This is a genomic window from Methylobacterium sp. E-065 (assembly GCF_022829605.1).
Taxonomy (GTDB): domain Bacteria; phylum Pseudomonadota; class Alphaproteobacteria; order Rhizobiales; family Beijerinckiaceae; genus Methylobacterium.
This window is the reverse complement of the sequence record NZ_JAKSYD010000204.1, coordinates 13,859-38,579: the sequence shown is the minus strand read 5'-3', so window position 1 is coordinate 38,579 and position 24,721 is coordinate 13,859. Positions and strand designations below refer to the sequence as shown.

Sequence of the window (24,721 nt, the reverse complement as noted above, 5' to 3'; positions counted from 1 at the left end):
GCAAGAGCATTGGAACTGCCGCGCTGGAACGTGGCAGCTTGGACAGCATCAGCTCGACGAGAAATTCGGCTTTGTGCCGAGCATCCGATCGGCTCTATCGATCGGCAGTCGTGACGACACAGCAATAAAAAAGCCAGCTCGAAGGCTGGCCCCGCGTTCCCATGAGGGATGCGACGAGAACGGTTTACTCGGCCGCAGTCATCTCTGCGGTGAAGTGACCACACCAGTCCTCGGACGAAACCACCGGCCACAAGCCCTTCGCCTCCGGCGCCGGCTGGCTGATCGGCGGGTTGAAGCGGCACAGGCCGGCATCACCCTGAGCGGAAGCGCCGTTACCTTTGTGCTCGTCGAAAAACTTGCAGCTCTCGCAGTGCGCGTTGGCCATGTCGGTGTCCCTACTCGATGGTCGATCCGTCTTGTTGCGAATTAGAACAGATCCAATCTGGCAGGTCAACGGCGACAGCGTCAGCCGGTTCCGGTTCGGCTGAAGGCACCCTGTGGATGACATCGACGTCAGGATGGTTGTGAAAGCCCTCTCTTCTGACTGCACATTCGAGGCGTTCGCGACGCCGCAAGACGTGCGGCGGTGTGAGTACGCGACGACAGGCGGACGCAGGCCAGTTCCCTGCCGCCCGCCCGTGGAGCCTCGGTCGGGCGGTCGTGTGAGGGTCGGTGCATTGCGGGGGAGCTGGACACCGCGAGCGCCGGCCCATGGCCAACGATCGTGCAATCGGACGCAAATTCCCTTCGCGCTGTTCAGTGTTACGCAGCTGGCTTTAACCTAGTGGCGTGAGCCTGATGTCCATGGGAGAAGGCCGTCCATGGTGCGCCTCAACGAAATCAGAACCGGCGAAGTCGCAGTCGCGGCACCTGCAGCCGATGACGCCGGATTGGTCTACATCGGTCGTATCCACACCCCCTGGACCGATCGTCTCGCTTGCCCACGACAAGGCAGGTCGGATGGCCCGATCTGCCGTATCGAGCTGTTTGAACCTTGGGGCGCAGCGCTAGACGGGCTAGCAAAATTCGCTCGGATTGAGGTGCTGTACTGGCTCGATGCTTCCCGACGAGATCTTGTGCGGCAGAGCCCGGCCAACAATGGGAGCACGCGCGGCACCTTTGCTCTGCGCTCGCCCGTGCGGCCGAACCCAATCGGAACATCGATCGCCACGCTCATCGCCATCGAGGGCAACATCCTGACGGTCAGAGGCCTCGATTGCCTCGATGGCACACCACTCCTCGACCTCAAGCCAGACCGGACCCTCTTCACGCCGATCGCCCCGCCGCAACCGGGTGATTTCGAGACCGACGACTGACGCCTCGACTGGATGCCTGAAACGCATGTGCCAGGGGTGATCCTGCCAGGCTTTGGGCTATATCCGAACAGATATAGCGCTGCTCTAGCCGTCTGGAGGCATCATTGCCCGCCACCCGTCTCACCATACCCTCGCGCATCCTTCGGCAATTAGCTCTCCTCGGCTGCCTCACGCTGTCATCTACAGGCGGAGCGTGGGCTGAGCCGATGCAGGTCTATGCTGCTGGCAGCCTCGTGGCTGCGCTCAAGGACGTGATCGCTGCCTCAGGCATCCCTGCCGAGGCGGTGGCGGCACCGACCTTCGGGCCGGCTGGACTGCTGCGAAAGCGGATAGAGGATGGCGAGAAGGCAGACCTCTATCTCTCAGCCGACCTTGCCAGCCCGCGCCGCCTTGTCGATGCAGGTAGGGCAAAGGATGTCGTGCCGTTTGCTCGTAACACGATGTGTGTGCTCGCCCGCGCTGATCTTGGTCTGACCCCGGACAACCTCCTCGATCGCCTGCTCAAACCCGACCTGCGGCTGGCAACCTCGACGCCAGGCGCCGATCCTGGCGGCGATTACGCCCAGGCCGTATTCGATCGAGCCGAGACCGCACATCCAGGGTCCAAGGCTATGCTGGAGAAGAAGGCGCTGAAGCTGCTCGGCTCGCCCAATACGATGGTGCCGGTGGCGGGCCGTAGCCCCAGCGCAACCGTGTTCCTAGGCAACAACGCGGACGCGCTGCTGTACTACTGCAGTGGCCAGAGCGGTACCATGAAGGAGGCGCCCGGCCTCAGCCTCGTGCAGCTTCCGCCCAACCTGTTGGTGCCGGCGACCTACGCCATGGCACTGATCACCGACAACCCGGACGCGATGCGCCTCGCCCTGTTCCTCGTGTCCGAGAAGGGGCAGGCGATCCTCGCCCGCCACGAACTCGGGCCGATCAGCGGGCCGTGAGGCAGTCGAGACAGGCGGCCGACGCGGCTACTCCGCCGGGAGCAGATCGAGCTTGATCTGCTGGCTCGGCGCGCGGCCGATCTCGATCGTCACCGGGCCGGCGTCGAGTGCGAAACGCAGGCTCTTGCGGATCTCCGGGCAGCCGGCCTTGCCGCTGATGCGCTCGGGCTTGAGCGTCGTGCGCCCATCCTGGCTGACGTCGATCCAGGCCTCCTCCGACAGCGTCAGTTGATAGGTGCCGGCGGATGGCACCGTGGCCGTGATGAAGCCCGCGAACGTCCCTGGCTTCGCGGTCCTCTCAGATTGAACCGGCAGTGTCACCTCTGCCGCCGGCTTCAACGACACCTGCGCCGCCCCCGTCCCGCCGGGTAGAGCCGATCCAGATGCGAGCCCGGCCAAATCGGGCGCCGTGAACGCAGCACGATCCCGCGCGACCGACCATGCGAAGCCCGCACAAGCCGGCGCATCCTCAGCGACCGCCGGGCCGATGCAGCAGACCGTCAATGCGACGGTGAGGAGAACGCGGGATCCAGGCTTCATCAGTCGACGGCAACCATGACGTCGGACGCCTTGATCACGGCATAGGCCGGACCGCCCACCGTGAGGTTGAGGCTGTCGACCGCTTCGTTGGTTACGGCGGCGGTGACGACCTGGCCCGGCATGATCTCAATCTTGACGTGCGCCGTGGTGGCGCCCTTCTCGATCGCCGTCACGGTGCCCTTGATGATGTTGCGCGCGCTGATCTTCACGGTGTCCGCCTTCCTGGCCCATTCCGGATCGCTTAATTCTTGCCATCCTCGATGACGCTGAAGCCCTGAGCCTCGAAGAAGGGCTTTGCTGCTGCGCTCCGGAGGTAGTCCAGGAAGCGCTTCGCGCCGTCGCCCTTCGCGTCCGCGGTGACGGCGAACGGGTACACCACGGGCGGGTGGCTGTCCGCCGGAAACACGCCCACGACCTTCACGCCGGGATCCGACTTCGCGTCGCTCTCGTAGACGACGCCGAGCGGCGCCTCCCCGCGCGAGACCAGAGCCAGGGCCGCTCGGACGTTGTCGCTCTGAGCCAGACGAGGTTGAATGCTCCCCCACAGACCGAGCTTTTCGAAAGCGGTCTTAGCGTACTTGCCGATCGGCACCGAGTTGACCTCGCCGGTGGCCAGCCGCCCATCGGAGCCGAGCGCTTTGGCGAAGCCCTCTGGCGTGAAGGCAACCGTGTTCTCCTTGGCGTCGCGCGGCGCGATCAGGACGAGGCGGTTGCCGAGCAGGCTCACCCGCGTGTCCGGACGGATGAGGTTCTTCTTGGCGAGGTAGTCCATCCATTCGAGGTCGGCCGAGGCGAACAGGTCGGCCGGCGCTCCGGCCTCGATCTGCCGGGCGAGGGCAGAGGACGCCGCGTAGCTTGCCCGGATCTCGATCCCAGATTGTGCTGTGAATGCCTTGCCGGCATCATCGAGAGCGTTCTTGAGGCTGGCTGCTCCGAACACAGTCGTGGTCTCGGCCGCTTGGGCTGCTCCAACGGTGAGGAACAAGGTGGCGATGAGGCCGGAGCGGATCAAACTGCGCATGCGGAAGCGGTCCTCGACGTCGGATGTGCCAGCAGCGCTATATCAAGCAGAATATATCGCAGAAAGCCATCGATTGCGCTGCGTTCGCGACTGCTCCACCGGTCGACGCGTCGGTTCGTGGCATGAGGCGAGGGAGAGACCCGATGGCAAGCCTGAGCATTCGTATCGACGTTGGGCCCGACAATCGTATCGGCCCCGGTAAAGTGCAACTCCTGGAGATGGTTGCCGAGCACGGCTCGATCAGCGCAGCCGGGCGGGCGCTCGGCATGTCCTACCGGCGGGCATGGATGCTCATTGAGGCGATGAACAGCGGTTTCGGGCAGCCGGTAGTCGAGGCGCAGATTGGCGGTAAGGCGGGAGGCGGGGCACGCTTGTCTACACTCGGAGTCGATCTGGTCGCGCATTACAGGGCGATTGAGCGTGCTGCCGACCGGGCGGCCGCGCCCTTCCTAGATCGGATTGCTGCTCCCGAGCGAACCGCAGACGACCTGCCGGCTATGACCTCCCCCTAGGCAAGCCGATTGTTTTTGGACAGAGTGTTATATCCGAATGGATATAACGACTGCCGAGACGCCGATGCCGCCAATCGCTCACCTCGACGGTCCAGCGCTGCGCGCCCTCGCTTCCGTCACCCGTCCGCCGTTCGTGCCGCCGCCTGAACCCGACTCGGCGGATAAATCGCGGGACCGGATCTGGGAGCTTGCCGAGAACCTGCACTGCTCGATCGTAGGCACCTGCCTGACCAACTCTGAAGCCCGCGCGATCCTGGCCAAGCTTGGGCGTGCCGACGCTCGGACGATCAGTGAGCACCACCTGCACGGAGAGATCGTCCAGATAGCCGGTCGCAAGGACGGGGGTGGCCGTCTGCTGCAAAAGACCCTGGACCGGCGGCACGAGCGGGAGATCGAACGCTTTGCCGAGGCGCGCACCGCTGACGCGGTTCGGGCGCTCTGGAAGTCCTCGCTGGAGCGTGGGGCTATCCCTGGCGCCTATTGGGCAGCGATCACCCACCCAGCCACCGACTGGCCACTCGTGCAGGAAATCTTCGGCGAAGTGCACATGCTCTCGCACCTCGTCGGTCAGTCGAACCGGGCCGACATCCGCCGCCTGCGCCATCTCGAAGAGGAGTTGGGCCGACGCGATGAAGCGCTCGCGGCACGGGACGAGCGCATCATGGCGCTCATGCGCGAGCGCGACGATCTCAGGAAGCGCACCCGGACGATCGAAATCGAGCGTCCCATCCCGGCTACTACGACCATCGAGCCACCGTCCACGCGCGGCCTGGAGGTGCGGCTGGCCCGGGAGATCGCGCATGCGACCGCGTTGGAGGAGCGGCTTGCGGTGCTGGCTGGCGCAGCCGAACGCCTCAGCGCTGATCTAGCCACGGAGATAGCCCGCCGATCAGTTGCCGAAAGGGAACTGGCTGCCCTCGAAGCGGCTCTGGATGTTCCGAGCGTGGATACAGCCGATAGCCAAACATCGGGACGGCTAGACGGACAGGTCATCCTCTATGTTGGCGGCCGGCGGCGTCAGGTGGCCAATCTCCGCCGCTTCGTGGAGGCCAGGGGCGGCAGGCTGCTCAACCATGACGGAGGTATCGAGGACAACCTGTGCCTTCTGGCGGGGCTGGTTGGGCAAGCGGATCTAGCGGTGTTCCCCGTGAGTTGTGTCAGCCACGAGGCGAGCCTTCACCTGAAACGATACTGCGAAGCACAGGCTAAACCCTTCCACCCGGTGCGGAGCGCTGGCCTGGCGAGCTTTATGCACGTCGTCACGCCGATGGCGAGCTCGCCGTAGACGATCAAGCAGATCGCTCGGGGGTCACGGGCAGACCGGAAGAAGCTTCTAGGTTTATGTCCTCATTGCATAGCGTACATAAGCCGCTCTCCAACTTGCCGGACATGATATGACCACGTGACAGATTGGTTTGGCGATCCTGACGACGACAGCCACTCGCCCATCAAAAGTGAAAGCTGGATGCTATTGTACATCACAGCGGCTCTAATCGGCATATGTGCGCTTGGCGTGATCGGCACGATGCTACATATCTTTCCCGCGTAGAGTCCAGAGTCTGCTTTCGACCCAGGCTGTGTGAAAACGCAGGCGCGTTCCGGAATCGCAGATCAATCTTCTCTGCGCGAGGCATCCCTGCCCTCCAAATGGCGGCCTTGAAGACAGTAGGGTGCCCTTTCCGATATCGGGCAGGGAGCCGGAGAGAAGGTCCTTCTACCGCCTCCACGTTTTCACGCAGCGTCGACCCTTCTAGGACCTCGGAAAGGTCTGCTTACCGGCACTGGGGCGCTTATTGAGCAAAGCTTTCTATGCCGACCCCATACGTTCCATCGATCGTGCCATCGAAGAGGGCATTTGATCGGCCATGACGGACAAGATCCTCTCGGCCGCCGCCAGATTGAGACTGTAGCCGTCCCCTGCGACGACCTCGTCCCGACTATCGAGGAGGATCAGGCCGCCGCGGTTCCGAATATAAGACTGACGCCAGCGCGACTTCGACAACTTCAGTCCGAGGCTCTTCGCCTGCTTCCGGAGCTGCGCGAGACGAAGGGTGTCCTGGTAAGTTGGGGTCAGATCGATCTCGTACACGGCATCCTCTCACGCCCGTATCACCTCAGCCGCAGCCCGCCATGCAGCGCGCCGCGGTCGTCGTGCTGGTGTAACGGTTCAGCACTCGAATACCCAGCCGTTGAAGGGGGCGCCTCTCACCACCGGTAGATCAGGCTGCCAATGACCGTCGCCGGCTGGTTGCGATTGCAGAACCCAAACGAGCAGGTCTGATAGTTCCGATCGAAGATGTTGTAGCCGTTGAGCTGCGCACGGAAGCCCTTGTACTTCGGGTCGAGCGCCGCGAAGTCGTAGGCCACCAAAGCGTCGTAGAGCGTGACGGCAGTGTTGCGCACCGTGTTCTGATCGTCGGCGAAGCTCGCACCGATGTAGCGGATGCCACCGCCGATCTGAAGGCCGCGCAGAGGCGAGGACGGTGGGAACGCGTAGGTCAGGAACGACGCGTAGGTATCCTGGGGAATGCCCGAGACGAGGTTGCCAGCGAGCGACTGGCCGGTTGAGGAGACCGAGTTCACGAACCGGATGTCGACGTGGGTGTAGGCGATCGTCAGGTTGGTGCCTGGGGCGAGGTTGGCGGTCGCCTCGGCCTCGAAGCCCTTCGAGCGCACGGCACCGCCGGCGGTCTGGAACGCGAGGGAGGACGCGTCGGGGATCAAAATGTTCGACTGTGTGATGTCGAAGCCGGCGAACGCGGTTTGGATGTTGGTGCCGGGGATCAGGTACTTCACGCCCGCCTCGATTTGATCACCGGTCGCCGGCTTGAACGCCTGTCCGTTTCGGTCGAGGCCCACCTGCGGGGTGAAGGTCGTGGCGTAGCTGGCGTAGGGCACGAGGCCCGGCGCTAGGACGTAACCCAGTCCGACCCGGCCCGTGAACGCGCTGTTGTTCTGGCGTGAGACCGCGCTGTCGGGGGTCGTGAAGTTGTCCTGGAAGACCCAATCGTGGCGTCCGTTCAGGGTGAGGATGAAGTCGCCAAACTTGGCCTGATCCTGCAGGTAGACGCCGATCTGCTCCTGGGTCTGACGCGCGGCGGACCCGAGGGTCGGCGTGGCGATGAACTGTTGGCCGTAGTTCCGCGTGATCAGGTTCAGATCTGGGGCAAGGCCGAAGCCGAGGCGCTGGCTCAAGCTGTACCGCGCATAGTCGACGCCCCCGACCACGGTGTGAGCGATCGGGCCGGTGGCGAAGCGCTCCTCCAACTGGTTGTCCAGCGTCTGCTGCACCAAGCCTTCGCGGATGTAGCCAGTGTCGCGCGTGCCGATCGTGTTTGCGTCGTTTATGCCGTTGATATCGACGTACTTCCCGCTGAGGAAGACGCCGTAGTGCCGGAAGTTCTGGCGGAAGACCAAATCGGGCGTGATGAAATGCTCGAAGGCGTAGCCGACCCGATACTGCGTCTGGTCGAGACCGGCGAAGCGCGGGTCGCCCATATAGTACGGGCTCGCCCGGAAACCTGGGTAGTTGTAGTAGAACGTCGTGGCTGGCGTGTTGGTCGTTTGAAACTCACTCAGGAACGTGAACGTCGTGGCGGCATCGGGTTTCCAGGTAAAGGCGGGCGCGATGTTGAACCGGTCGTCGTTGGTGCCGAGGCCGATGAAGGTGCCTGCCTCGCGACGGATGCCGGTCAGCCTGTAGGCCATGGTACCGCCCGAGCCCTCGACTGGGCCACCGAAGTCGAAGTTGCCCTGGACGCGGTCGAAGCTACCGGCCTGGAACTGGACCTCGCCGAATGGCACGAAAACCGGGCGCTTGCTCGTGATGTCGAGGATGCCGCCCGGCGAGCCGAGGCCGTAGAGACCGGCGGACGGCCCGCGTAGGATGGTCACGGCCTCCGCGCCGTAGGGCTCGATGCGCGGGAAGATGAACCCGCTGCCGATTACGCGCAGGCCGTCGCGATAGGTGCCCTGGTTGGTGAGCACGTCGAAGCCGCGGATGAAGATCTGGTCGAAGCGCGGATCGAAGCCCGACCGGGCCGATATGGCGCCGGGGACGTAGTTGATCGCATCGCTCAGGGTCTGGACGTTGCGGTCGTTGAGCTGCTCCCGGGTGACGACGGAGATCGATTGCGGCGTCTCGATGATTGGCGTGTTAGTCTTCGTTCCCGCAGTCGTCACGCGGGCGGTGTAGCCGGTGATGCCGGACGGACCACCGCCACCGCCGCTGGTCGCGGCCGTGCCGCCGTCGCCCGCACTGAGGTTGAGGCCGCCGGAGCCCATCGGTCCCGGGGCAGAGCTGCCGGGTCCTGCCGCGTCGACTGAGATCTCGTTGAGCTGGATGGTCCCGTCCTGCGCGCTCGCATTCCCAGCGAGGGTGGTGGTGGCGAGAAGGACGGCGAGGAGCGAGGAACGATAAGGCATAGATCACGCTGACACGCGCCTTGAACGGCGCAACGCCCGAGTGATCACCGTTCACAGATCCTTGGGCAAGCCAAAAACGTGTTATAGATCACACACTTATAAAGGTTCAAATCTGAAGGCGTTCTAAGCTAGAGCTTATCGAGCACCTGCTGGTACTGCGCGAAAGCGAGCTGCGCCAAATGGTGTTTGACCGAGGGCGATCCTTAAAAATACCAACTGCATCACCCCGAACGACTGAGCCGGGAGCGGAGTTGAAGGTCCGCTTCCAAGCGTTACGTCAAATCCCGCTTCCCACCCGCTGCAGCCGTTGCACCCGCCTCCAAGGCGATTGCTGCAAGCTCGTGCACCGAACCCCACTACCAAAATCGGTCCAATAGGGCCCGCTCCTGTGGAACGGTCCGTACCAAGAATCATAAGCGTTCCATCGGGTGGTCTCTGCCTTTTGGAACGCAAAATCGCACACATCTGAGATCCTTCTAGAACTCGGCGGGATTGCCGCGGGACAGACACGGTGAAGGACTGTTCGGCCATGTCGGCAGCCGCTTCCGTACCGTTAGATCATCCCGTAGGCCGCTCTCCGAACGTCGGTGGTAACGTCTGCTTGTGGGAACTCGTGATAACCCATCGAATGGCCGGGATGGGCGCAAAGCCGAACGACCACTTTTGCGCTTATCGGCGATCCGGCATGGCGATGTCTGGCCGAGAGCGGACCAGCGGCTTTCAGCCCCAAAGGTTGAGACGCGGCCGCTCGGTTGCAGATCTAGGCCGACACGACGCGCGATGCGTGTTGAGTTTGACCGACTGCTGATGCCTGGCCGCCACTCTGGTCGTGGAGATCCGTTCCGGCCGTTTCCGGCATGAGCAGCGCCGCGCAGAAGGCGACCCCGTAGGCGCAGAGGGCGCAGGCGCCCATTGCCGTCCCCAGCGGCAAGCTCGCGGCCAGGATGCCCACCGTGGCGGGCACGACCGAACCGAAGCCGCGACCGCCCCCGAGGCAGAAGCCCTGGCCGCTCGCCCGGATCGAGGTCGGGAATAGCTCCGCGAAGGTCGGCAGCATGCCCGAGGCCAGAGCCCCCTGGAACGCGCCTAGGAAGAAGCTCAGGACGATGGTCGTGCTGAGGCCGATCGGCGCGAGCAGGAGAATCGCGACGTTGCCGGACTGCAGTACGAGGAAGGTCATGAAGGCGGGGCGGCGGCCGATCCGGTCCGAAAGCCATCCGAAGAGAAGCGGCCCGACGAGGGAGCCGAGGATGTTCATCGCGAGATAGCCGATGCTCGACTTGATCGAGAGGCCGAGCGCCGTGCGCAGGTAGGTCGGCAGCCACGTGATCATCACGTAGGCGCCGCCGAAGATGCCGGTCGACATAACCGCGGCCGCGGCCGTGCGGCGCAGGTGCCGGCCGGTGAAGATCGTCCAGAACGGCGGCGGCACGGCGCCGTCGCGCTGCGCCGCCCGCGTCTCGGCGTAGATGCCGGATTCAGGCACCAGCCGGCGGATGAAGAACACGAGTCCTGCCGGGATGATGCCGATGGCGAAGAAGACGCGCCAGCCCATCTCCTCGGAGAACAGGGACGCGATGACCGGCAGCATGCTGACCGAGATCGCGTAGCCGACCGCGTAGCTGCTCTGGACGGAAGCCGCGACGCGCCCACGCAGGGCCGGCCGGATCACCTCACTGATCAGGACGCCGCCGACCGCGGCCTCGCCGCCGTAGCCGAGGCCTTGGAGGAAGCGGACGAGGGCCAGGGACCAGACGTCGCTCATGAACGCCGCCAGGCAGGTGAAACCCGCGACCATTAGGATGGTGAGCTGCAGGATCCTGACCCGTCCGATCCGGTCGGCCAGGATGCCGGCGGCCCAGCCGCCGACCGCGGCCCCGGCGAGGGAGGCCGTGGCGAGGTATCCAGCCTCGGCCTGCGTCAGGCCGAGCGTCGCGATCAGTGCCGGGATGACGAGAGCGTAGATCGTCGTGTCCATGGCATCGAGGCCGAACCCCGCGAAGCAGGCCCAGTAGGTTCGGCGCTCGGTCTGATCGAGCGTGTGGTACCAGCCGAGCTTCATCATGGCGCGTCTCCTCCAGCCATACGGGATCGTGTGCCGCCCGGGCTGCCGGCCGGGCGCAGGCACGGTTCAGCCGGTGCCGTCTCTTCGCGAACGATCTGCCGGCGCCTGTCTCTCGTGTTCGTCAGTCCAGCGGGTCGTCGCGGTACTCGAGGCCGGCGGCGGCCAGCGCGTCGCGCATCCCGTAGAGGTCGAGGCCGAGCTCGCCGGCCGCGAGCCGGGCGCGCTTGGCGACTTCGTTGGCGGCCCGCGCGTCCGCCTGCGCGGCGACGGCCTCGGCGTCGGCATGGGGCACGACCACGACGCCGTCATCGTCCGCCACGATCGCGTCCCCCGGCCGGACCAGGGCGCCGGCGCAGACCACGGGGACGTTGACGCTGCCCAGCGTCGCCTTGACCGTGCCCTTGGCGGAGATCGCCCGCGACCAGACCGGGAAGCCCATCTCCTTGAGCGTGCGCACGTCGCGGCAGCCCGCGTCGATCACCAGGCCGACGCCGCCGCGTGCCTTCAGCGAGGTGGCCAGCAGGTCGCCGAACATGCCGTCGGTGTTGTCGGTCGTGCAGGCGACTACCAGGACGTCGCCGGGGCGGCACTGCTCGATGGCCACGTGCAGCATCCAGTTGTCGCCGGGCTGCGCCAGCACGGTCACGGCGCTGCCGGCGATCGCGGCGCCCTCCCAGATCGGGCGCATGTAGGTCTTCAGGAGGCCGGTACGCCCCTGCGCCTCGTGGACCGTGGAGACGCCGTGCCGGGCGAGCGTCGCGGCGACGGCCGGCGCGACGCGGGGGATGTTGCGGACGACGACGGTCCTCATGCCAGTTCCTCCAGCGTCATCGGGAAGAGGCGCTGATAGGCCTCCCCGTAGGTCATCGCGGTTCCGGAGTTGCGGCCGCCCTGGACGCCGCGGTTGAGCGCCACGCGGGTGTAGTATTCCCAGAGGTGCTTCTGGGCGGCGAGCACCTGGAACGCGCGGAACTTGGTCTCCCACACGGCATCGATGTTCAGGATGACCTGGGGCTTGAAGTTGCACTGCTCCGGCTGGTGCGGCTCGAACAGGAACACGGGCGGCGCGGCGTAGCTGCGGTCCGGGTCCGGCTTGTGCCCGGCGGCCTGGGCGATCACCCGGGCCTCCTGCGCCACGTGGGCGGCGACCGGATGGTCGAAATTGTAGGGGTCTTCCAGGGCGTGGGTCAGCACGAAGGCCGGACGCTCCTCCCGATAGACGTCGACGAGCCGGTCGAGGACGGCCTCGCCGACGCGCAGGGGATAGTCGCCGACGTCGAGGAACTCGATTTCGGCGCCGAGAATGCCGGCCGCCTCCTCGGCCTCGGCGCGGCGCTGGGCCTTCACGTCCTCGATCCGCACGCCCGCCTTCTTCCAGGCCCATTGGCTCTCGCCGCGCTCGCCGAACGACAGGCAGACGATCTTCATCCGGTAGCCCTTGCGTGCGTGCAGGGCGATGGCGCCGCCAGCGCGCCAGACGAAGTCGCCCGGATGGGCTGTCACCACGAGGCCCGATCGCGCTGCGGCCGCCATATCTCATCTCTCCCGGAGCGTGCGTCGCCTCTCGCGCACTATTGTGCATGCAGAGCTATCGCCGGCCGCCCGAGCAAACAAATGATTAGATTGAGGCTATTGATGCGCGTCATCGAATAATGCCCGCGGGTTCGGGCATGCCGGCGCGATGCCATCCGGGCGGTTCCTTCCTGCCGGGCGGGCGGCGCGGTCAGAGCGCGTTGAAGTACGCCCGGATCATCCGGGCCAAGCTCTCCGCCACCGGTGACAGGGTGTGATTGCGGCGCGTCACGATGCCGATCGTCCGCGCGATGCTCGGCGCCCGGAGCGGCACGGCGACGATCTTTCCCTCTTCGGCGGCCTGAAAGGCGAGGCGCGGCACGACGGTCACGCCCAGGCCCCCGCGCACCATGCCGATGGCGGTGGCGACGCGGTGCACCTCGTAGGCCCAGGTCACGTCGGCGTAGCGTCCCCCCAGCCCCGCCGCGATGAGCAAGTTGTTGCCGGTCTGCTCCCCGATCCTGATGAGAATTTCACGGTCCAGCTCGGACCACGTCACCACCTTTGCGTCGGCGAGCGCGTGATCGGCCCGGCACACCAGCACGAAGGCTTCCTGGTGGATCGGGGTGATGTCGAGGTCGTAGTGCTGCGCCGACATGATGGTGATGCCGAATTCGGCCTCGCCCGCCCGCACGCGCTCGATGATCGCGGTGGCTGATTGATCGAGGACGCGCACCAGCACGCCCGGGTGAGCGGCGCTGAAGCCCCGCAGGATGGCGGGCAGGTGGTGACCGGCGATCGTCGGCAGGCAGCCGAAGCGGACGACGTCCTGGCTCTCGCGGCCCTGCCGCCGCAGGGTTCCGAAGATCTGGGACAGCTCGTCGACGATGCGCTGCGCGCTCGGCAGAAGCTCGACGCCGGCGGGCGTCAGCGTCACCTGCCGCGTCGTCCGTGCGACGAGCCTGACGCCGAGTTCGTCCTCCAGCTTCTTCAGGCGGTGGCTCAGGGCGGCCTGCGAGAGGCTGAGGCTGGCCGCGGCCCGGTTGAAGCTCCCCCAGTTGGCGATGCTGAGGAAGGCCTGAAGGCCCAGGAAGTCGATCCGCTCCATCACCCCTCGCCGTCGAAACGCGGCGCCAGCATTCGCACGGACGGAGAGGCCGCCGATACGGATCGGCCCGCTGCCGGCCGACCACAAGGCGACGCCGCGGATGCCGCCGAGGCTCAGGCGAAGAGGCCGGTGCAGACCGCGCGCATGTCCGGGACCGCCTCCAGGTTTCGGACGGCGGACACGATTCGCCCGACCCGGTCGCGCGGCAGCCCGGCGAAGTCGGCGCAGCCCTCGAACTTGGCCACGGTGTCGTCGAAGCTCATCGGCTTCTCCGGGCTGCCGCGGGCGAAGTCGCCCTGACCCGAGACGGCGCGCCCGTCTGTCAACTGCACCTCGACGTAGCTACGCATCTTGTCGGCGCCGGCCGCGTCCGCGTCCGGGTTGTTGTAGAAGGTGACCCGGTCGATCATGGCCTGCAGCTCTGGCCGGTTGACCACGTCGTCCTGGAACTGCCCGAGCCCCGCCTTGCCGAGCACCAGCAGCACGGCCATGCAGTACTCCATGCTGAACTTGGCCTGCAGGCCCGTCCTGGGCCGGTGGTGGATCAGCGTGTTGAGCATCTGCCGGTTGGCGCCGACCCGGACCTGAGCCACCTCCTGCGGCCGGATGCCGTGCTGCGCGATGAGAGCCGCCATCACGTCCATGGCGGGGTGCGTGAGCGAGCCCGAGGGATACGGCTTGATCGACACGCCGGGCGAGAGCAGCGACCACGGCCGGCCCAGGCGGCCGACGATTGCCCCGGGATCCCAGCCGCCCCCGAAGGCGGCGAAGAAGCCGCGTTTGGCCTCGAGGATGTCCTCGGCCGCCGTCCAGCCCAGGGCCGCGAGGTCGGCCGCCACGATGCCCGCCTCGGCGCTGTGGCCGGCCTGGAACGGCTTGGTCATCGTGCCGAAATTCTCACGCAGGCCGCCGGCCTCCGCGCCGACCACCCCGAAGGCGTTGCGCAACTGCTTGGCGTCGAGGCCGCGCAGCTTCCCCGCGGCCGCCGCCGAGCCGAACACTCCGCACATGCTGGTGGAGTGGAAGCCGCTCTCGTAGGAGCGGGGCGCAATCGCCTCGGCGAGCTTCGTAGCGACCTCGACGCCGAGATGGTAGGCCAGCATGAAGTCGCGGCCGGACTTGTTCAAGGCTTCCGCCAGTGCCAGGGCGGGAGGCAGAGTCGGCACCGTGGGGTGGGTCAGCAGACCGTAGACGCGGTCCTTCGCGACGGCGAGCTGCGTGTCGTCGAAATCGTCGGCGTGGATGGCGACGCCGTTGGCGAAGGCGGCGAAGCGCGGGGCGGCGTGCTGATCCGTTCCGAGCACGGTGGACAGCCCGTTCAGGACGCCGAGCTCGGCGAGGTAGCGATGCACGATCGGGCCGGTCTCGGCCTTCTGGCCGGCGATGGCGAGGCCGAGCGCGTCGAGGATGTGCTGCTTGCCGAGCGCGATCAGCTCCGGCGGCAAGTCCTCGTAGCAGGTCGCAGTCACGAACGCGGCTGTCTCCGCCGTCACCTCGGCGGTGCCGGCCGGCGCGGCCGGCGTGTCGGCGGCGAAGGCCCGTCGGGGCGCGACGGGCAGGAGACTCATCCCGGCGCCGAGCGCCGCCAGGCCGGACAGGAATCGCTTGCGGCTCAACGTCATCGTCGGATCCTCCTGGCTCAGCTCTCGTCGCCTGGCGCGGAACGCACCGCCCCTGATGCGCTCATGGGTTCGCTCAGCTCAGGCGCAGCAAGGCCGCGACATCGCGCATAGTCCCAACCGTCTCGAGGGCGAGGACGGCTTCGATGAGCCGGGACGTCTTGTCCGCGCCGAGGACCGGCGCCATTAAGTCGCGGCACTTGGTGATCACCTCCGCGCGCGGCATTGGGTTGTCGGCCGTGCCGCGGACCGCGAGCACCTTGTCGGTCAGCACCGTCCCGTCGTTCAACACGATCTCCACGATGGCAGCGCGCGCCGGTTCGAGGCGCTCCAGCTCGTCGCTCGGGATCAGCCGGACCTTGGTGCGCAGACGTAGGACCGTCGGATCGACCATGCGGTCCTTATCGTGCGCCGCCTGGAACGAAGCCGTCCCATCGAGCAGCATGATCGCCACCATGTGCTGGAGGCAGATGTCGGGCATGTCGCGGTTGTCGACGACCCGCGCCTCGGTGTGGGCCACGCGGACGGCAACCGAGGTCACCGCTTCGGGGTCGATGCGACGTCGCTGCAGGATGTTGCTCAGGGCATCCAGCGGCGCCTGGATCGGGGAGCCCACGGTCCATTTCTTGATGTTGGTGCGGGCGATCTCGTAGCGCGCGCCGAGTTCGGCCGTCAGCTCATCCAGGCGGGCATCGGGCGCGTAGGCTAGGAAGTAATTGTCGGCACCCGAGAAGATGTCGTCGATGCCGGTGCATCCGGCCTTCACCATCAGCGCCGCGGTGAGGCCGCTGCGCGCGGGCATGCCGGCGAACACGAAGGATTTCTCGATGTGCTGCGTGTCGCGCGTCCAGGCGCCGATGCCGGAGGATTGCTGGGCCGCGTAGTCAAGCACCCAGCGCATCCGCTGTGCGTCGAGCCCGGCGGCGCAGGCGGCGGCGGCCGCGGCCCCGAAGGTGCCCGCGATAGCGTGGGTGCTCTTGTGGCTGGTGTTGCGGAACGGGATCGCGTCGAAGCTGAGGGTGACCCGCGGGCCGACGTCGTAGCCCAGCGTCACGGCGCGCAGGAAGCGCGTTCCGTCGATCCCGAACTTCTCGGCGGCGGCAAGGGCCGCCGGCACGATCGGCGCGCCCGGATGAGATTGCGAGAACTCGTTCGAGTCGTCGGTCTCGTCCGAATGCGCCAGCATGCCGTTGACCAGGGCTGCCACGAGTGGGTCGGCCGTCGTTTTGGCAGCAACGAGGGTAGCCTCGCCCGAACCGCCGTAAGAGGCCGCGAAGTTGTAGGCGGCCTTGGCCGGCAGCAGGCCGGAGCCCGACACCATGGCGGCGAACGTGTCGAGGATGTGGTGCTTGGCCGCCTCGACGACCGCGTCTGGCAAGGCCCGGTCCCCGGCCTCGGCCATGTAGGCGCTGAGCTTCGCCATGACCGGACTGATCGTGCCTGTGGCCGCCAGGGCGCGCAACGGCGCGGTTCCCAGGATGGCAGCGGCGGCGCCGCGCAGCAGGGCCCGGCGGCTCGCCTGCATCGGATTGGTTCTCGGTGACATCGGGACTCCGGGCGGTTCGTGCAGCGCGCGGCTCAGGCGCGCTCGGGGATCGGCGAAAGGACGGGCTCGCCCGCGAAGAAAGCGGCGAGGTTGGCCACGACCTGATTGATCGTCGCCTCCAGAGTCTCTGGCGAGCGGCCGGCGATGTGGGGCGACAGCACGACGCTCGGCAGCGCGCACAGGGCTTCCGGCACCGCAGGCTCGCCCTCGATCACGTCGAGGGCCGCCCCGGCGAGGCGGCCCGCCCCCAGGGCCTCGATCAGGGCCTCGGTGTCCACGACCGAGCCGCGCCCGACATTGACGAGGAAGCCTGTAGGGCCAAGGGCGTCGAGGGCCGCGCGGCCGACGCAGTGGCGGGTCGCGGCGCCGCCCGGCAGCGCCACGAACAGCACGTCCGCCCAGGCACAGAGATCGCCCAGGCTCGACGCGTAGTCCCACGGCGCGTCAGGGACAGGCCGGCGGTTGTGGTAGCGAACCGCCATGTCGAAGCCGGCGCAGCGCCGGGCGATTCGGCTGCCGATCCCGCCAAGCCCCAGGATCCCGGCGCGCTTGCCCTGCGCCCCCGGCCGGGCGGTCCCGCCCTCCCGCCAGCGGCCCGCCCGCACGGCGGCATCGAACCGCGGAATGTCGCGCAGCACCGCCAGGAACAGGCCCAGCGCGTGATCGGCCACGCAGGCCGCGTTGGTGCCGGTGCCGTGCGTGATGACGATCCCGCGCGCCCGGGCCGCCGTCAGGTCGACACCCTCGTAGCCGACGCCCTGCGCGCAGATGATGCCGAGATCCGGCAGCGCGTCGATCAGGCCGGCCGGGATCGGCGTCGTCCCGTTCGTCACGATGGCCCGGATGCGTTCGCCCGCCCGCGCGGCGACCTCAGCGCGGGCCTCGGGCGTGAGGGCTTGGTGCACGGTGAAGTGCGCCTGCAGCCGGTCGAGGGCGAAGGCCGCGAGGTCGATCGCCAGCAGCACGTCCGGCCTGAGCTCGTCCGCCTTGTCCCGTGATGCTTCACTGCTCATGTGCTTCGCCGCCTCGGAGGTTCACGGGGTCGGCCCGACGGGGATCCGGTGCAGGCGGTCGGGTCCGAGTTCGGACAGGGTGTTCACGCTGAGCAGGCCCATGTTGCGGACGACTTCGTCCTTCAGGATCGCGATCGCGCGCTCGACCTCGGGCTGGCCGCCGACCGCGGCGGCGTAGAGGAACGGCCGTCCGACGAACACGAAGGCGGCGCCCAGCGCCAGCGCCTTCAGCACGTCGGTGCCGCGGCGGAAGCCGCTGTCGATCATCACCGGGATCGTGCCGCCGAGCGCCGCGACGACCGCCGGCAGGGTGCGAAAGGGCGAGACCGTCGCGTCGAGCTGGCGGCCGCCATGGTTCGACAGGATCACGCCGTCGGCCCCGAGATCCCGGGCCACGACGGCGTCGGCTGCCGCCATGATCCCCTTGATGACGAGCCGGCCGCGCCAACGCTCTCGCACCAGCCGCAGGTGGTCCCAGCACAGGTGGTCACGGTTGCCGAAATCCCGCAGCACCGAGGCGGACAGGATCGGCGCCCCCCGCACCGCGTAGGAGTTCTCGAAATGCGGCATGCCGTGGCGCACCAGCGTGCGCAGGAACGTGCCCGCGGTCCAGCGCGGGCGCGAGAGCCCATCGAGGGCCAGCCGCAGGCTCGGCCGGAGCGGCGTCGAGAAGCCGGTGCGGGTGATGTTCTCGCGGTTGCCGGAAATCACGGTGTCGACGGTCACGACCAACGTGCCGAAGCCCGCCTTCGCCACCCGGTCGACCAGGGCCGCGATCCGGTCGGGCTCGGCGGGCAGGTAGGCCTGGAACCACGCGTCCGGGTTGTGCGGGATCACGTCCTCCATGCGGATGAGGGAAGAGCCGCTCATGATCATCGGCATCCGCGCCGCCCGCGCGGCCGCGGCCAGCACGATGTCGCCGCGATAGGCGGCGAGCGCGCTCAGGCCCATCGGAGCGATGCCGAACGGCGCGGCATAGTCCCGGCCGAGCAGCGTCGTGGCGGCCTTGCGCGCCCCGGCCCCAACCAGGACCCGTGGCACGAACCCGACCTCCCGAAGCGCCCGCCGATTGTCGTCGAGCGCCGCGTTGGTCTCCGCGGCGCCCGCGATGTAGCCGAACACGGGCCGCGGCAGGTGTCGCCGCGCCGCCGCCTCGTAATCCGCCAGGGCCAGCGCGACGGGCTTGCCGCGCCGGCGCGTGCCGGCGGCCGTCTCGGTGGCCGCCGTGCCGGGGATCGCTTCCGTGTGGCCGGGCAGTTTCTGGGCGCCTGACGCCATCGATCTTCCGTTCGGTGCTGGGCCGGTTGTCCCGACGCCCGCAAGACAGCCAAGTCTGAGCCCGTACTTCACAAGTGTGTAAGATTGGCTGCCCGCTGTCTATAGGTGCAGGCGTCCCGGCGCCGTCGAGGCATGCGGCGAATGACGAAGCGGGACACCCGTTTGGGCGTCAGTACCTGTAACAGAGCCGAATCTTTGCTGATCGACGGTTCGTTGTAGACAGAAGCCGGCTTTTCCCTCGGCGCTGCCGAGGCTGCATCAAAAAATTCATATCCGTGCATTGCGGCCGCATCCGAGGCGAGCCATCAAAGGCGCCGGAGTCAAGCCGGAGGACGCCGATGAGCCGCGACTGCCTCGCCCCGAAAGTCCCCGAGCCGCCGACCTTCGCGCTGCCGGACGGCGCCTGCGACAGCCACACCCACGTGTTCGGGCCCTACGCCCGCTACCCCCTGGCGGAGGACCGCAGCTACACACCGCCGGAGAACGACGGCGCGGCCCTGCTGCGTCAGCTCGACGCCATGGGTCTCGCGCGGTGCGTGATCGTCACCGCCAGCGCCTATGGGGTCGATAACCGCGCCATGCTGGATGCACTCGCGCTGGCCCCCGACCGCCTGCGCGGCGTCGCGGTCCTGGCCGAGGGCGTCACCGAGGCCGAACTCGATGCCCTGACGGCGGCTGGCGTGCGTGGCGTGCGCGTCAACCTGTTCCGGCGGGACGGCCATCAGGTCTACCGCAACGGCATGGGGCTGGAGGTTTTGAGGGCGCTCGCGCCGCGGCTGAAGGCGCGGGGCTGGCATCTCCAGGCCTGGCTGCACGCGCCGGACCTGCCCGAGCTCTGGCCGGCGCTGGCCGCTTGCGGCATGCCGGTGGTGATCGACCATATGGGCCGCATGAGCACGGCCCGGGGCATCGACGATCCGGGCTTCGCACGGCTGTGCCGGCTGGTGGCGGACGGGGTGGCCTGGACCAAGATCTCGGGGGCGGACCGCCTCACCGTGGCAGGTCCCCCCTACGACGACGTGGACCCCTTCGCGGCCGCCCTGATCGCGGCCAATCCGGAGCGGCTCGTCTGGGGCAGCGACTGGCCGCACATCAACTATTTCGGCGGCGCGACCGACCGGGGCGTCCCGTCGGATGTGGATCTCCTGCGGGCGCTGCGGCGCTGGACGGATGACCAAACCCTGAGCCGCATCCTGGTGGACAACCCGGCCGCGCTCTACGGCTTCCCGTGAGCGGCGATGCTACCGGGACCCCGCGCCTTCCGGTATCAACGGCTGGTCGGCGGGCGGACAGGCCGGATCATGCGTTTCATAGATGTGAATAATCGCAGCGCGGTGCGGCCCTCGTGACCCTGCGCGCGGACATCCCGCCCGAGGCGCAGGGCGCGGCCGTCAAGTCGGCCCGCCGCGTGGTCGAGGTGCTGGAGCATTTCGATCGCGTCCAATGCCCGCAATCGCTCACTGAGATCGCCCTGGCGCTGGGCTACCCGGCCTCCAGCACCCTGGCCCTGCTCAAGAGCCTACTCGCCCTCGATTATCTCTCGTACGACTTCGAGCGCCGCACCTACAGCCCGACCATGCGGGTCGCCATGCTGGGCGCCTGGGTTCAGGCCTGCGTGTTCCGCGACGGGGTGCTGATCCGCCTGATGGAGGCGCTGCAGGAGGCGACCGGCGAGACCGTCGTGCTCGGGATGCAGAACGACCTCCACGTGCAGTACATTCACGTGGTCCAGGCGCGCCATCTCCTGCGCTATCACCTGCATCCCGGCACGTTCCGGCCGATCCACTCCACAGCCGCCGGGCGCATGCTGCTGGCGCACCAGTCCCGCGACGCGATCGCCCGCCTCGTCCGTCAACTCGACCGGCGCGCCGGGGTGACGCTGGACCTTGATGCCTTCTGGGACGGCCTCCAGGAGGTCCGCGCCGCCGGCTTCGCGTGGTCGGCCAATCAGGTGACCGAGGGCGCCGGGACCATGGCGGTGCTCGCACCCAAGATGGCCGACGGGCGGGCCACCGTCCTCGGCGTCGCCGGCCCCCTGTCGCGGCTCGAGCCGAACCGGGAGCGGATCCTCGCGAGCCTGCGCACCATCGTCGGGCCGCCTCTCGCCGATCCTAAAAATTCACGGTTGTAAATTTTTTGGAAGTAAGCGACCCTCCGGTCAACGCACGCTGATGCGCCGGATCCCGCGGGACCCGCGCCGGACAGACGGGAGGAGCGGATGACGAGCGGCATCGCCGAGCTTCAGGGGAAGCGCTACGACCTCGACCTGCCCTCGATGCGCGATCGGGTCTCGCCCAAGGAATGGGAGGCGCGGGTCAACCTCGCGGCCTGCTACCGGCTGGTCGCGCTTTGGGACATGACCGACATGATCGCGAACCACATCTCGGTTCGCGTCCCCGGCGAGCCGGAGCACTTCCTGATCAACGCCTACGGGCTGCTCTACGAGGAGATCTCGGCCTCGAACCTCGTCAAGATCGATTTCGACGGCAACATCGTCGACAAGCCCGATTTCGATTACGGCGTGAACCGCGCCGGCTTCGTGATCCACAGCGCGGTCCACCGTGCCCGGCACGAGGTCGATTGCGTGATCCACACGCACACACCAGCCGGCATGGCGATCTCCGCCATGAAGTGCGGCCTCCTGCCGATGACCCAGACGGCGATGCGCTTCTCGACCGTCGCCTACCACGATTACGAGGGCGTGGCGGTCGATCTCGACGAGCAGAAGCGCATCGTGGACGATCTCGGCGAGGCCGACCTGATGATTCTGCGCAACCACGGCCTGCTTGTGGTCGGGCCGACCGTGCCGCAGGCCTTCAGCAACATCTACCGCGCGGAACTCGCCTGCAAGGCGCAGCTCATGGCGATGGCGGCGAGCACCGACCTCGTCCTGCCGTCGGATGAGGTCATCGCCAAGACCAACCACCTCTACCGGCCCGAGGTGCGCCGCCCGTTCGGCGTGCTCGAATGGCCGGCGCTCCTGCGCAAACTCGACCGGATCGACCCGACCTACCGGGATTGATCGCCGTGACCGCGGCTCACCCCGGCACGGTGATCGAGGCGCTGGCGGATTACGCGGCCGCCGAGTGCGAGCGATCGCTGCCGGCGGACGTACTGCACCACGCCAAGCGCGCCCTGATCGACTGGTTCGCCGCGCTCCTGCCGGGCGCGCAGCTCCCGCCCGCGACCCTGCTGGCCGCGGCGCTCGCGGACGAGTTCGGGGCGGAAGGCGGAGCCGTGGTGTACGGCACCGGGCGCCGAGGGCCCTTACGCACGGCGGCGCTGATCAACGCCACCGCCTCGCACATCATCGAGTTCGACGACATCTTTCGCGATGCGATCTACCATCCCGGCTGCCCGGTGATCGGCGCGGCGCTCGCGGCCGCGCAGGCATCCGGCGCCGACGGCGCGGCTTTGCTGCGCGCCATCGTGATTGGCTACGAGGTCTCGACGCGCATCGGCGTGGCGGTGCAGCCGTCGCACTATCGCTACTGGCACACGACCGGCACGATCGGCACCTTCGGGGCCGCCGCCGCGACCGCTGCCCTGCTCGGCCTCGATGCCGGGCGCATGGCCCACGCGCTGGCCACCGCCGCCACGATGGCGGCCGGGCTTCAGCAGGCCTTTCGCTCCGACGCCATGTCGAAGCCGCTCCATGCCGGGCACGCCGCGGAGGCCGGGGCGCTCGCCGCCCTGGCGGCCAGCCGCGGCGTCACCGGCGCCCTCGACGTGCTGGAGGGTGAGGCCGGGTTCGGGGCCGCGATGAGCCGGGGCGCGGACTGGGCGCGCGCCGTCGAGGATCTGGGGCGCCGCTACAACATCTGCGCCATGACGTTCAAGAACCACGGCTGCTGCGGCCACGCCTTCGCGGCCATCGACGCCGCCCTGGCGCTGCGGCCGGATCTCGACCTCGACGCCATCGCGGCGATTACCATCGGCACCTACCGGACGGCCCTCGACGTCACCGACCGGCGCGCGGTCGCAACGCCCTTCGAGGGGCGGTTCTCGACGCCCTTCACGGTGGCGAGCGCCGTGGTCCACGGCAGCGTTCGGCTCGATGCGGTCTCGCCGGAGCGCCTCGCCGATCCGCGGGTCCAGGCGCTGATGCGCCGCGTCGCGATGGTGGTCGATCCGGAGTGCGAGGCCGCGTTCCCGGGACGGCGCTCGGCCGTGGTGACCATCACACTGACGGACGGGCGCCGCCTCACGCAGCGGCAGCCGACCCGCAAGGGCGACCCGGACGCGCCGCTCACCGACGACGAGCTGGCCGACAAGTTCCGCGAACTCGCCGCGCCCGCCGTGGGCGCGGCGGCAGCGGCCGATCTCCTCGCGACCCTGCGGACCCTCGACACGGCCCCGGCCGAGGCGGTGTCGCGGCTCGGGCTCGGACCGCCGGGGCCGGACTAGGCGTCCGCGCCGCCAGAACACACCCGCCAGAGCCGCGAGATCGGCCGGCGGCCTCCAGGGAGGAGAGCGCATGGACACGCGGGCAATCCCCGCCGGCCTCGCCGTACAGGACGGCATGCGGTCGGACGCGGTGACGGACCTGGAGCGTGACACGATCCGCCGGATCAACCGACGGTTCATGCCGATCCTCGTCGTCGCCTACATGGTCTCGTTCATCGACCGGGTGAATGTCGGCTTCGCGGCGCTGACGGCCAACCGGGAGCTCGGCCTCTCGGCCACCGCCTACGGCTGGGGCGCCGGGATCTTCTTCCTCGGCTACTTCCTGTTCGAGTATCCGAGCAACGTGATGATGGGCCGGGTCGGCGCCCGGATTTGGCTGTCTCGCATCATGATCACCTGGGGCTTCATCTCGGCCGGGATGGCGCTCGTGACCGGGCCGGTCTCGTTCTGCATCGCCCGGTTCCTGCTCGGCGTCGCGGAGGCCGGGTTCTTCCCCGGCCTGCTCCTGTTCGCCTCGCTCTGGTACCCGAAGGCCTACCGCGCCCGCTGCATCGGCATCATGCTGGTTGGCATGGCGGTCTCGAGCCTCGTCGGCGCGCCGATCTCCGGGCTGCTGCTCGGCCTCGACGGGTGGCTCGGCCTGTCCGGCTGGCAGTGGATGTACATCATCGAGGGGCTGCCGGCCGTTGTCCTCGGCGTGCTGCTGCTGTTCGTCCTGACCGACACGCCCGACAAGGCCGAATGGTTGAGCCGCGAGCAGCGGGACTGGCTGCGCCGGACGCTGGCCGCCGAGCCGGTCCGGGCGCACGCCGCGCGGAACGTCTGGGCGACGATCCGCGATCCGCGGGTGCTGTTCTACGCGCTCCTGTTCTTCAACGTCACGACGGCGAGCTACGGCCTGAGCCTGTGGCTGCCGCAGATCATCAAGGCCGCCGGCCTGACCAACGCCCAGACCGGTTTCGTGACCGCGATCCCCTACGCGTTCGGCACGCTGGCCATGGTGCTGGGCGGCTGGTGGTCGGACCGGCACGCGGACCGGATCGTGCCGACTGCCGCCATGACCTTCCTGGTCGCCGCCGGCCTCACGGCCTCGGTCTGGCTCGCCCAGCCGCTCGCGCAGTTCGCCGCGATCTGCGTGGTGATGATCGGGATCTACGGGCTGAAAGGCCCGTCGCTCGCCCTCTACACGGAGAGCTTTCCCGGCCCGGCGGCGGCGGGCTCGATCGCCATGGTGACGGCGCTCGGCAACCTGTCGGGCTTCCTGCCCCCCTACCTCGTCGGCTGGATCAAGGACGCGACGGGGCACTTCACCTACGGCCTCCTATTCCTGGCCGGAGTCGCCTTCCTGGGGGGCGTGCAGGCCCTGCTCGCCCCCGCCTTCGAGCGGCGCTGCGCTGCCTCTGCGACACGGTAACGGAGGATCC

Annotated in this window: 23 protein-coding genes; 9 read left to right on the top strand and 14 right to left on the bottom strand. The window is 67.9% G+C overall.

Features of this window, described 5'->3' with window-relative positions:
- Positions 1–184: 184 nt before the first annotated feature.
- Positions 185–385 (bottom strand): hypothetical protein, encoded by a 201-nt coding sequence (locus MKK84_RS25005; RefSeq protein ID WP_147940008.1) that lies wholly within the window; start codon positions 383–385, stop codon positions 185–187.
- Positions 386–821: 436 nt separating this feature from the next.
- Here MKK84_RS25005 and tsaA point away from each other — a divergent pair, with 436 nt between their 5' ends.
- On the top strand, positions 822–1,316 hold the full coding sequence (tsaA, locus tag MKK84_RS25000; RefSeq protein ID WP_243924737.1) for a tRNA (N6-threonylcarbamoyladenosine(37)-N6)-methyltransferase TrmO: 495 nt from the start codon (positions 822–824) through the stop codon (positions 1,314–1,316).
- 206 nt (positions 1,317–1,522) lie between these two features.
- Positions 1,523–2,251, top strand: a complete 729-nt coding sequence (locus tag MKK84_RS24995) for a substrate-binding domain-containing protein (protein ID WP_243924736.1) — start codon at positions 1,523–1,525, stop codon at positions 2,249–2,251.
- 27 nt (positions 2,252–2,278) lie between these two features.
- Here the strand turns inward: MKK84_RS24995 and MKK84_RS24990 are convergent, their stop codons facing one another.
- The 3 genes from MKK84_RS24990 to modA are packed head-to-tail and all read right to left on the bottom strand — an operon-like array spanning position 2,279 to position 3,812.
- Positions 2,279–2,791, bottom strand: coding sequence for a hypothetical protein (locus MKK84_RS24990; RefSeq protein ID WP_243924735.1), 513 nt, complete (start codon positions 2,789–2,791; stop codon positions 2,279–2,281).
- Entirely contained in the window at positions 2,791–3,000 is a 210-nt protein-coding gene (locus MKK84_RS24985) for a molybdopterin-binding protein (protein WP_147939988.1), read from the bottom strand. The genes MKK84_RS24990 and MKK84_RS24985 overlap by 1 nt, the downstream gene beginning before the upstream one ends.
- A 32-nt stretch (positions 3,001–3,032) precedes the next feature.
- Entirely contained in the window at positions 3,033–3,812 is a 780-nt protein-coding gene (modA, locus tag MKK84_RS24980; RefSeq protein ID WP_243924734.1) for a molybdate ABC transporter substrate-binding protein, read from the bottom strand.
- A 143-nt stretch (positions 3,813–3,955) separates the two neighbouring features.
- Between modA and MKK84_RS24975 the strand changes: the two genes are divergently transcribed.
- The gene (locus MKK84_RS24975) at positions 3,956–4,324 is read left to right on the top strand and encodes a winged helix-turn-helix domain-containing protein (protein ID WP_243924733.1); all 369 of its coding nucleotides are present in this window, start codon (positions 3,956–3,958) and stop codon (positions 4,322–4,324) included.
- 64 nt (positions 4,325–4,388) lie between these two features.
- Complete coding sequence (locus tag MKK84_RS24970; RefSeq protein WP_243924732.1) at positions 4,389–5,609, top strand: DUF2325 domain-containing protein; 1,221 nt, start codon at positions 4,389–4,391, stop codon at positions 5,607–5,609.
- Positions 5,610–6,131: 522 nt separating this feature from the next.
- On the opposite strand, the gene MKK84_RS24965 is transcribed toward MKK84_RS24970, so the two are convergent.
- From MKK84_RS24965 to MKK84_RS24920, 10 genes are all read right to left on the bottom strand, one after another.
- A complete protein-coding gene (locus MKK84_RS24965; protein ID WP_243924731.1) occupies positions 6,132–6,413 on the bottom strand; it encodes a hypothetical protein in 282 nt (93 codons plus the stop codon).
- A gap of 116 nt (positions 6,414–6,529) precedes the next feature.
- Positions 6,530–8,749 carry a TonB-dependent siderophore receptor gene (locus tag MKK84_RS24960; RefSeq protein ID WP_243924730.1) on the bottom strand — a complete coding sequence of 740 codons (2,220 nt, stop codon included), beginning with the start codon at positions 8,747–8,749 and terminating at the stop codon, positions 6,530–6,532.
- A 760-nt stretch (positions 8,750–9,509) separates the two neighbouring features.
- Entirely contained in the window at positions 9,510–10,814 is a 1,305-nt protein-coding gene (locus tag MKK84_RS24955) for an MFS transporter (protein WP_243924729.1), read from the bottom strand.
- A 121-nt stretch (positions 10,815–10,935) separates the two neighbouring features.
- Positions 10,936–11,625, bottom strand: a complete 690-nt coding sequence (locus MKK84_RS24950; RefSeq protein ID WP_243924728.1) for a 4-carboxy-4-hydroxy-2-oxoadipate aldolase/oxaloacetate decarboxylase — start codon at positions 11,623–11,625, stop codon at positions 10,936–10,938.
- On the bottom strand, positions 11,622–12,347 hold the full coding sequence (locus MKK84_RS24945; RefSeq protein ID WP_243924727.1) for a PIG-L deacetylase family protein: 726 nt from the start codon (positions 12,345–12,347) through the stop codon (positions 11,622–11,624). The genes MKK84_RS24950 and MKK84_RS24945 overlap by 4 nt, the downstream gene beginning before the upstream one ends.
- Positions 12,348–12,537: 190 nt before the next feature.
- Positions 12,538–13,434, bottom strand: coding sequence for a LysR family transcriptional regulator (locus tag MKK84_RS24940; protein WP_243924726.1), 897 nt, complete (start codon positions 13,432–13,434; stop codon positions 12,538–12,540).
- 113 nt (positions 13,435–13,547) lie between these two features.
- The gene (locus MKK84_RS24935; protein WP_243924725.1) at positions 13,548–15,056 is read right to left on the bottom strand and encodes an MmgE/PrpD family protein; all 1,509 of its coding nucleotides are present in this window, start codon (positions 15,054–15,056) and stop codon (positions 13,548–13,550) included.
- A 73-nt stretch (positions 15,057–15,129) separates the two neighbouring features.
- Positions 15,130–16,599: an MmgE/PrpD family protein gene (locus MKK84_RS24930; RefSeq protein ID WP_243924724.1), complete on the bottom strand. Its 1,470-nt coding sequence runs from the start codon at positions 16,597–16,599 to the stop codon at positions 15,130–15,132.
- 32 nt (positions 16,600–16,631) lie between these two features.
- Positions 16,632–17,612 carry a 2-hydroxyacid dehydrogenase gene (locus MKK84_RS24925; protein ID WP_243924723.1) on the bottom strand — a complete coding sequence of 327 codons (981 nt, stop codon included), beginning with the start codon at positions 17,610–17,612 and terminating at the stop codon, positions 16,632–16,634.
- Between the two features lie 21 nt (positions 17,613–17,633).
- Positions 17,634–18,890 (bottom strand): alpha-hydroxy acid oxidase, encoded by a 1,257-nt coding sequence (locus MKK84_RS24920; RefSeq protein ID WP_243924722.1) that lies wholly within the window; start codon positions 18,888–18,890, stop codon positions 17,634–17,636.
- Positions 18,891–19,228: 338 nt separating this feature from the next.
- Here MKK84_RS24920 and MKK84_RS24915 point away from each other — a divergent pair, with 338 nt between their 5' ends.
- From MKK84_RS24915 to MKK84_RS24895, 5 genes are all read left to right on the top strand, one after another.
- Positions 19,229–20,122 carry an amidohydrolase family protein gene (locus MKK84_RS24915; RefSeq protein WP_243924721.1) on the top strand — a complete coding sequence of 298 codons (894 nt, stop codon included), beginning with the start codon at positions 19,229–19,231 and terminating at the stop codon, positions 20,120–20,122.
- 113 nt (positions 20,123–20,235) lie between these two features.
- On the top strand, positions 20,236–21,021 hold the full coding sequence (locus MKK84_RS24910; RefSeq protein WP_243924720.1) for an IclR family transcriptional regulator: 786 nt from the start codon (positions 20,236–20,238) through the stop codon (positions 21,019–21,021).
- 87 nt (positions 21,022–21,108) lie between these two features.
- The gene (locus MKK84_RS24905) at positions 21,109–21,912 is read left to right on the top strand and encodes a class II aldolase/adducin family protein (protein WP_243924719.1); all 804 of its coding nucleotides are present in this window, start codon (positions 21,109–21,111) and stop codon (positions 21,910–21,912) included.
- Between the two features lie 5 nt (positions 21,913–21,917).
- Positions 21,918–23,297, top strand: coding sequence for an MmgE/PrpD family protein (locus tag MKK84_RS24900; protein ID WP_243924718.1), 1,380 nt, complete (start codon positions 21,918–21,920; stop codon positions 23,295–23,297).
- Positions 23,298–23,367: 70 nt separating this feature from the next.
- Positions 23,368–24,711, top strand: coding sequence for an MFS transporter (locus tag MKK84_RS24895; RefSeq protein ID WP_243924717.1), 1,344 nt, complete (start codon positions 23,368–23,370; stop codon positions 24,709–24,711).
- Positions 24,712–24,721 lie beyond the last annotated feature (10 nt).

Coding starts and splice junctions, on each gene's coding strand:
- MKK84_RS25005 (WP_147940008.1), bottom strand. CDS start 385: ATGGCCAACGCGCACTGCGAGAGCTGCAAGTTTTTCGACGAGCACAAA.
- tsaA (WP_243924737.1), top strand. CDS start 822: ATGGTGCGCCTCAACGAAATCAGAACCGGCGAAGTCGCAGTCGCGGCA.
- MKK84_RS24995 (WP_243924736.1), top strand. CDS start 1,523: ATGCAGGTCTATGCTGCTGGCAGCCTCGTGGCTGCGCTCAAGGACGTG.
- MKK84_RS24990 (WP_243924735.1), bottom strand. CDS start 2,791: ATGAAGCCTGGATCCCGCGTTCTCCTCACCGTCGCATTGACGGTCTGC.
- modA (WP_243924734.1), bottom strand. CDS start 3,812: ATGCGCAGTTTGATCCGCTCCGGCCTCATCGCCACCTTGTTCCTCACC.
- MKK84_RS24975 (WP_243924733.1), top strand. CDS start 3,956: ATGGCAAGCCTGAGCATTCGTATCGACGTTGGGCCCGACAATCGTATC.
- MKK84_RS24970 (WP_243924732.1), top strand. CDS start 4,389: ATGCCGCCAATCGCTCACCTCGACGGTCCAGCGCTGCGCGCCCTCGCT.
- MKK84_RS24960 (WP_243924730.1), bottom strand. CDS start 8,749: ATGCCTTATCGTTCCTCGCTCCTCGCCGTCCTTCTCGCCACCACCACC.
- MKK84_RS24955 (WP_243924729.1), bottom strand. CDS start 10,814: ATGATGAAGCTCGGCTGGTACCACACGCTCGATCAGACCGAGCGCCGA.
- MKK84_RS24950 (WP_243924728.1), bottom strand. CDS start 11,625: ATGAGGACCGTCGTCGTCCGCAACATCCCCCGCGTCGCGCCGGCCGTC.
- MKK84_RS24945 (WP_243924727.1), bottom strand. CDS start 12,347: ATGGCGGCCGCAGCGCGATCGGGCCTCGTGGTGACAGCCCATCCGGGC.
- MKK84_RS24940 (WP_243924726.1), bottom strand. CDS start 13,434: ATGGAGCGGATCGACTTCCTGGGCCTTCAGGCCTTCCTCAGCATCGCC.
- MKK84_RS24935 (WP_243924725.1), bottom strand. CDS start 15,056: ATGACGTTGAGCCGCAAGCGATTCCTGTCCGGCCTGGCGGCGCTCGGC.
- MKK84_RS24930 (WP_243924724.1), bottom strand. CDS start 16,599: ATGTCACCGAGAACCAATCCGATGCAGGCGAGCCGCCGGGCCCTGCTG.
- MKK84_RS24925 (WP_243924723.1), bottom strand. CDS start 17,612: ATGAGCAGTGAAGCATCACGGGACAAGGCGGACGAGCTCAGGCCGGAC.
- MKK84_RS24920 (WP_243924722.1), bottom strand. CDS start 18,890: ATGGCGTCAGGCGCCCAGAAACTGCCCGGCCACACGGAAGCGATCCCC.
- MKK84_RS24915 (WP_243924721.1), top strand. CDS start 19,229: ATGAGCCGCGACTGCCTCGCCCCGAAAGTCCCCGAGCCGCCGACCTTC.
- MKK84_RS24905 (WP_243924719.1), top strand. CDS start 21,109: ATGACGAGCGGCATCGCCGAGCTTCAGGGGAAGCGCTACGACCTCGAC.
- MKK84_RS24895 (WP_243924717.1), top strand. CDS start 23,368: ATGGACACGCGGGCAATCCCCGCCGGCCTCGCCGTACAGGACGGCATG.